Annotated in this window: 5 protein-coding genes; 1 reads left to right on the forward strand and 4 read right to left on the reverse strand. The window is 62.9% G+C overall.

The features are described 5' to 3' along the window. Nucleotides 1–98 precede the first annotated feature (98 nt). The 4 genes from PMI34_RS18710 to PMI34_RS18695 form a co-directional block, all read right to left on the reverse strand. Nucleotides 99–1,766 carry a bifunctional protein-serine/threonine kinase/phosphatase gene (locus PMI34_RS18710; RefSeq protein WP_008048621.1) on the reverse strand — a complete coding sequence of 556 codons (1,668 nt, stop codon included), beginning with the start codon at nucleotides 1,764–1,766 and terminating at the stop codon, nucleotides 99–101. A 7-nt stretch (nucleotides 1,767–1,773) separates the two neighbouring features. Next, on the reverse strand, nucleotides 1,774–2,985 hold the full coding sequence (locus PMI34_RS18705; RefSeq protein ID WP_008048622.1) for a nitrate/nitrite transporter: 1,212 nt from the start codon (nucleotides 2,983–2,985) through the stop codon (nucleotides 1,774–1,776). A 357-nt stretch (nucleotides 2,986–3,342) separates the two neighbouring features. Then, complete coding sequence (locus tag PMI34_RS18700) at nucleotides 3,343–3,918, reverse strand: ANTAR domain-containing response regulator (protein ID WP_008048624.1); 576 nt, start codon at nucleotides 3,916–3,918, stop codon at nucleotides 3,343–3,345. Nucleotides 3,919–3,933: 15 nt separating this feature from the next. After that, nucleotides 3,934–5,145 (reverse strand): CmpA/NrtA family ABC transporter substrate-binding protein, encoded by a 1,212-nt coding sequence (locus tag PMI34_RS18695; protein ID WP_008048625.1) that lies wholly within the window; start codon nucleotides 5,143–5,145, stop codon nucleotides 3,934–3,936. Between the two features lie 228 nt (nucleotides 5,146–5,373). Here PMI34_RS18695 and PMI34_RS18690 point away from each other — a divergent pair, with 228 nt between their 5' ends. After that, the gene (locus PMI34_RS18690) at nucleotides 5,374–6,393 is read left to right on the forward strand and encodes a quinone-dependent dihydroorotate dehydrogenase (protein ID WP_008048626.1); all 1,020 of its coding nucleotides are present in this window, start codon (nucleotides 5,374–5,376) and stop codon (nucleotides 6,391–6,393) included. Nucleotides 6,394–6,533: the final 140 nt, after the last annotated feature.

A 6,533-nucleotide genomic window follows, 5' to 3' on the forward strand; every position in this document is an offset into this window, starting at 1 on the left:
GTTATGCCAAGTCGCTCGAATCCCGTGTTTGTTGGCTTTTTCCCCGTTCGCAAGGGCACAAGCGTGAGGGAGTGCACCGATTCAAGGCGCTTTGCCCGCTAATGGAGCGCAACCACCAGCAGCACCAGGTTCAGCAGCAAGGACACCAGCGCCAATGTCCGCCAGACCTTCAGCGGCTCGCGCTCCAGCAAGGGCTTGGGGCGTACGCTCAAGCTGCGGCGCTCGCCCTGTTCCATCAGCAGCAGCCATTCTTCCGCCGTTTCGAAACGCTGGTCGGGGGCCACCGCCACGGCGCGCTCCAGGCTGTGGGATATCCAGTCCGGCAGGTCGGGCCGGTAGCGGCTGGCGTTGACCGGGAGGCCGAACCTGGGGCGTTGGAACGCTTCGATTTCGCCATAGGGATAGTGCCCGGTGAGCAGGAAATACAGGGTCACGCCGACGGCGTACAAGTCCTGTCGTGGCGTCGGTACTTCGCCGCGAAAGGCTTCGGGCGCGATGTAACTGGGTGTGCCCGGCAGCGCCCAGGGCAGATCCTGCGAAAGCCCGGGACAGTAGGCGAGGCCGAAATCCAGCAGGCGCAACTCACCATCGTCCCCCAGCAACAGGTTTTCCGGTTTGATATCGCGATGCAGAATCTGCCGTCGATGCAACAGGCCGACCGCTCGCAGCAAGCGTTCGGCGATGTCTTGCCACTGGGGCAGCGGCAAGGGGCCGCTTTGTTCATGCCGTTGGGCCAGGGTAGCGCCCGAATATTCACGCATTACGTAGTACAAATGCTGACGCTGGCTGGCGGCATGGACTTCAGGAAAGTGTCGACCGGCCACGCGTTTGAGAAACCATTCTTCCGACAGTAACGCTTGCCCGGCCTGGTGATCGTCGTGCAGACGCCCCGGCAGGGTTTTCAGCAGCCAGGGTTGTTGCTGGCTGTCGCGAACGCGATAAAGCAGCGATTGCTGGCTCTGTGCGACGATTCCCTCGACCTGCCAGCCCTCGAACGCCTGACCGGGTTTCAGGGCGGGCGGCAGTGGCCATTGCTGTAAGTGCATCAACGCATCGCCAATGCTCGCTTCGCCGAGGGCATCGACCCGCACCAGCAAGGCGCTGGCGTTGTCCTGGCTGCCCGCCAGATGTGCGGCATTGACCAGGGTTTGCGCAGCGCTGTGCAAGTCCGGTTGATCCCGCAGGATCGCGGCAATGGCGGTATCGCCCAGGACGGCCCAGACGCCGTCGCTGAGCAGGATGAAGCTTTCATCGGGGCGCAACTCACCGTCGAGAAAGTCCAGCACCAGGTGTTGATCGAGCCCCAGCGCCCGTTTCAGCACATGTTGCATGCCCGGCTGATCCCAGACGTGATCCTCGCTGATTCGCTGCAATTGATCGGCGTGCCAGCGATACACCCGACAATCGCCGACATGGGCCAGGGTAAAGCGCCGCCCACGCAGGACCAGCGCACTGAGGGTGGTCAGCAGCGGTTGCCCGCCGCCATTGGCCTGCAACCAGCGGTTTTGCGCCAGCAGCAGACGATCGAGCGCCTGTGCGACGCTCCAGGTTTCCGGCGTGGCGTAGTAATCCAGCGCCAGGGCCTGCAGCGTCGAACGGGCAGCCAGACCGCCATCGACGCACTGGCTGACACCGTCGGCGATCGCGAACAGGTAACCCTTGCTCGCGGCCAGCGCCGGAGCCGGCGTGACCAGGCGCAGGGCGTCCTGGTTTTCCTCGCGAGGACCGATGGCGCTGGCTTCGGCGAAGCTCAGTTGCAGGCTCATCGAGGCCTCAGACCCGCGCAGCCGTCACGGCGGCCGAGCCCCAGGTGGTTCTCCAGCGACGTTTCACGCCGTGCAGACCGAACCAGGCCAGAACGCCGAGGCTGGCGAACAACCACAGCGCCAGTTGATAGCTGCCGGTGCTTTGCTTGATCGCGCCCATGCCGGCCGCGAGGGCAAACCCGCCGATACCACCAGCCATGCCGATCAGGCCGGTCATCACGCCGATTTCCCGGCGAAAACGCTGGGGTACCAACTGGAATACCGCGCCATTGCCTGCACCCAGACCGAGCATGGTGCAGACGAAAAGTGCCAGTGCGGCGTAGGAACTTGGCAGATTGAAGCCGACCACGGCAATGCAGGTCGCTGCGACGGTGTACATCGCCAACAGGGTCCGAATGCCGCCGAACCGGTCAGCCAGAGCACCACCCAAGGGGCGCATCAGACTGCCGCCGAACACGCAGGCAGCGGTGTAGTAGCCGGCAGTCACCGGGCTCAAGCCGTACTGGTCGTTGAAATAACCGGGCAGGGCGCTGGCCAGGCCGATGAAGCCGCCGAACGTCACGCTGTAGAAAAACATGAACCACCAGCTGTCACGATCACCCAGGGCCTTGAAGTAGTCGGCCATGGATTTGGCTTTTGGCCGCTCAGGGGCATTGCGGGCCAGCCAGGCGAAGACAATCAGGGTCAGGATCAGCGGAATCAGGGCGAACCCGAACACGTTGCTCCAGCCAAACGCCGCCGCCAGCACCGGGGCGATCAATGCGGCGAGCACCGTGCCCGAGTTACCCGCGCCGGCGATGCCCATGGCCTTGCCTTGATGCTGCGGCGGATACCACTGCGAGGCCAGGGGCAGGGCGACGGCGAACGAAGCGCCGGCCATGCCGAGGAACAGGCCCAGCAGCAAGGCTTGCTCGTAGCTGTGGATCCCGAGTTTCCAGGCGCCGAACAGGGCGCAGATCACGATGACCTGGCCGATCAGGCCGGCGGTTTTGGGCGACAGGCGATCAGCCAGCATTCCCATCACGAAGCGCAACACTGCCCCGGCCAGAATCGGCGTGGCAACCACCAGCCCCCGCTGCTGCGTCGTCAGGTGCAGGTCGGCGGCGATCTGCACCGCCAGAGGGCCGAGCAGGTACCAGACCATGAAGCTCAGGTCGAAATAGAGGAACGCTGCGAACAATGTGGGTGTATGGCCGGATTTCCAGAAGCTTGAATTCATTGCGCACCTCAGCTGTGAAGAGTCTCGGAAGGAGTCATGAGCTTGCAGGTGGGGCGCCGATACGGCCGCACCACCGGCCCCGTGCTGTGGGGCCAAAACGAAAAAACGCCGCCACCCGAATCCGCCAAGGGCAAATGAAGGTGAGCGACGTCTTTGTCGTAGGTGGGGCAACCGCCGTTGGTTACCTGTGGTGATTACTTAGCCAGATTTGTGCCAACAACCGAAATCGAGTAGCTGCCATTCGCGAGCAAGCCCGCTCCTACAGGTTTTTGTGTCGAGCACAGGTTTTGTGTACACCCACATCCCCTGTGGGAGCGGGCTTGCTCGCGAAGGCGATAGAACATTCACCACAGGGTTTCAGCCAAGCAGCTCGCTCATGGCAATAATCTGCTCCGCCACCTGTATCAGCTTTTGCTGGCGGCTCATCGCCTGGCGGCGCATCAGCGTGTAGGCCTCTTCCTCGTTGCAGTCCTTCATTTTCATCAGCAGCCCCTTGGCCAGTTCGATGCGCTTGCGCTCGGCCAATTGCTGGTCGCGGGCATGCAACTGGGCACGCAAGGCCTGGTCGCTTTCGAAGCGTGCCATAGCCACATCGAGAATCGGCTGCAGGCGTTGTGCGTGAATGCCTTCGACGATGTAGGCACTGACCCCGGACTTGATCGCCTGTCGCATCACATCGGGGTCGTGTTCGTCCGTGAACATCACAATCGGCCGTGGCTGGTCGCGCGTCACCAGCACCACTTGTTCCATGACATCGCGGCCCGGTGACTCGGTATCGATCAGAATCACGTCCGGACGCACCGTTTCGACGCGTTCGGGCAAGTCGATGGTCAGGCCCGATTCATCGATCACTTCGAATCCGGCCTCGGTCAGGGCGGCCTTCAGGCGTCCGACTTTCTTGGCGGTGTCGTTGATCAGCAGGATACGCAGCATGTTAGTGGTCTCCTGTCAGCGGCTGGCGGATCGGTGCGAGCTGTCGCTCATGGCGTGCAGTTTGAAACTGCGGGCATAACCGGCCGGGTCCGAGCCGTCCCAGATCTTGCCGTCGATCAATTGACTGCTGCGCATCTGCCCGGCTGATGAAGCGACGCCGACGGCACGGGCGGCTTCACGGTAGAGGTCCAGTTGCTGGACCTGCCGGGCCACCGCGAGATAGTCCGGGTCATCGCGCAACAAGCCCCAGCGACGGAACTGGGTCATGAACCACATGCCGTCCGACAGGTACGGCAGGTTGACCTCGCCGTCCCCGTGCAAACGCAGCGCGTGCGGGTCTTGCCAGCGGTGGCCAAGGCCGTCGGCGTATTCGCCCAGCAGGCGCGGTTCGATGCAGTCCAGTGGCGCGTCGAGGTACTGCGTGGCACTGAGCAATTGTGCGGTACTGCGGCGATTCTCGGTGCTTTGTTCGATGAAGCGGCTGGCTTCCAGAACCGCCATCACCAGCACCCGGGCGGTATTGGGGTATTGCTCGACGAACGCACGGGTGCAGCCGAGGACCTTTTCCGGATGATCGGGCCAGATGGTCTGGGTCGTGGCCAGGGTGAAACCGAGGTCCTGTTGCACGGCGCTGGCGGACCAGGGTTCGCCGACGCAGAACCCGTCGATACGACCGGCCCGCAGGTGCGCGACCATCTGCGGTGGCGGCACCACCACGCTGTCGACATCCAGCAGCGGGTGAATGCCCTGGCTGGCGAGCCAGTAATACAACCACATGGCGTGGGTGCCGGTTGGAAACGTCTGGGCGAAAGTGAGTTTTGAGCGAGTTTGGTGCACGTGCCGATCCAGTGCTTCAGGACTGGTCACTCCAAGCGCTTGCAAACCACGGGACAGATTGATGCTCTGGCCGTTCTGATTCAGACCCATCAACACGGCCATGTCGGTCGCGGCCACGCCGCCGATGCCCAGGTGAACGGCGTAAACCAGGCCGTAGAGGCTGTGGGCGGCATCGAGTTCGCCGCTGACCAGTTTGTCCCGCAGGTTGGCCCAGGATGATTGACGCTTGAGATTAAGGGTCAAGCCGTAGGGCTGGGCGAAGCCCTGGGTGGCGGCGACAACCACCGAGGCGCAGTCGCTCAGGGCCATGAAGCCGAGATTGATTTCGGTTTTTTCCGGGGCATCGCTGCCATTGACCCAGGCCAGAGGGCTGGCTGACGGTTCGTTCATCGCGTGTTCACCTTGCAAAAAAAACGTCGTCCGGGTTCTTGCGTGAGCAGGCCGGGGACGACGTCATTGTCTTTGCACACATTCCGGTCGTTGGCATGGGTGCTGGTGCCCAGAGTGGTGCAAGGCATATGCCATCATCCGTTGATTTGATCAGGCGCCTCGCTTGCCGCCCCGTTGCCCGGCTATAATCGCCCCCTCAATTCGCCGCCAATCGAGTCAAATCCGCCCATGTACACCCTGGCCCGTCAGCTGTTGTTCAAACTCTCCCCGGAAACCTCCCACGATCTGTCCCTGGACCTGATCGGCGCGGGCGGGCGTCTTGGACTCAACGGCTTGCTGTGCAAGGCCCCGGCGAAGCTGCCGGTGAATGTCATGGGCCTGGACTTCCCGAATCCGGTGGGGCTGGCCGCCGGACTGGACAAGAATGGCGCGGCCATCGACGGTTTCGCCCAGCTGGGTTTCGGTTTTGTCGAAATCGGCACCATCACGCCGCGTCCGCAGCCGGGCAACCCGAAGCCACGTTTGTTCCGCTTGCCGGAAGCCGAGGCGATCATCAACCGCATGGGTTTCAACAACCTCGGCGTCGATCACCTGCTGGCCCGCGTGGCGGCGGCCAAGTACAAAGGCGTGCTGGGCATCAACATCGGCAAGAACTTCGATACGCCGGTCGAGCGTGCCGTGGACGACTACCTGATCTGCCTGGACAAGGTTTACGCCCACGCCAGCTATGTGACAGTGAACGTCAGTTCGCCGAACACGCCGGGCCTGCGCAGCCTGCAATTCGGTGACTCGCTCAAGCAGTTGCTGGCCGATCTGGCCGAGCGCCGCGCGGAACTGGCATTGCGTCATGGCAAGCATGTACCGCTGGCGATCAAGATCGCACCGGACATGAGCGACGAAGAAACCGCACAAGTTGCGCAAGCGCTGATCGAAACCGGGATGGATGCCGTCATCGCCACCAACACCACCCTGAGCCGCGTAGGCGTCGAAGGCATGGAGCATGGCGAAGAAGCCGGCGGTCTGTCCGGCGCACCGGTTCGCGACAAGAGCACCCACACCGTGCAAGTGCTGGCGTCGGAGCTGGGCGGGCGTTTGCCGATCATTGCGGCGGGCGGCATTACCGAAGGCAAGCACGCGGCGGAGAAAATTGCCGCAGGCGCGAGCCTGGTGCAGATCTATTCGGGCTTCATCTACAAAGGCCCGGCGCTGATTCGTGAGTCGGTAGACGCAATCGCCGCCTTGCGCTGAGTTGTAGCAGCTGCCGAGCTAGCGAGGCTGCGTTCGGCGGCGCAGCCGTCGCAAACCCTGTGTGCGCTGTGCATCCACAAGACGACGGTATCTGATTTCACGACGGCTTCGCCGCCGAACGCAGCCTCGCAGGCTCGGCA

Origin of the sequence: Pseudomonas sp. GM74, from assembly GCF_000282455.1 — a bacterium.
GTDB lineage: Bacteria > Pseudomonadota > Gammaproteobacteria > Pseudomonadales > Pseudomonadaceae > Aquipseudomonas.